Consider the following 577-nt stretch of genomic DNA (forward strand, 5'->3'; position numbering starts at 1 on the left):
GTTCATCCCGCGTGGCGTGAAGTGCATCAGTATGCAGCTTCACCAGTGCCACGACCGTGACCAGTTCAGACGTATCCAGAATCACGGTATCCGGCTGCGCTGATCCCACCTCATTTTCATGTCCGGTCAGCACATTTTCCCGGCTGAGAGGGGTGTCCTGACCGGCAGTTTCATCCGTGTCATCAAGCTCCTCTTTCAGCTCTGCCACACGGAGCGCCAGTTCTTCTTTCGTCCCCGTCAGGCTGACATCACGGTTCAGTTGTTCACCCAGCGAGCGGAGACGGGCAATCAGTTCATCTTTCGTCATGGACTCCTCCACAGAGAAACAATGGCCCCGAAGGGCCATGATTACGCCAGTTGTACGGACACGAACTCATCAGGGTCAGCCAGCAGCATCAGCGGTGCTGACTGAATCATGGTGAACTCACGCGCCGGATCGCCGGTGGTCACCCAGTTTTTCGGGTAACGGGCAGAGGCGTTAATGCCTTCGCGCTGTGCGTCCGCATCCTGAATGCAGCCATAGGTGCGCAGACCGCGTGCCTGAGTGTTCCCCAGCACCATCGTGTTGTCCGGCAGG

Annotated in this window: 2 protein-coding genes; both read right to left on the reverse strand. The window is 57.9% G+C overall.

Annotation, left to right across the window (positions count from 1 at the left end):
• Nucleotides 1–307, reverse strand: a 307-nt coding sequence (gene gpFI, locus JW499_RS21580; protein WP_205212510.1) for a DNA-packaging protein FI, incomplete at its 3' end; no start/stop codon positions are given.
• Between the two features lie 41 nt (nucleotides 308–348).
• On the reverse strand, nucleotides 349–577 hold a 229-nt coding region (locus tag JW499_RS21585), incomplete at its 5' end, for a major capsid protein (RefSeq protein WP_175085692.1).

Source organism: Amphritea pacifica (genome assembly GCF_016924145.1).
Taxonomy (GTDB): domain Bacteria; phylum Pseudomonadota; class Gammaproteobacteria; order Pseudomonadales; family Balneatricaceae; genus Amphritea; species Amphritea pacifica.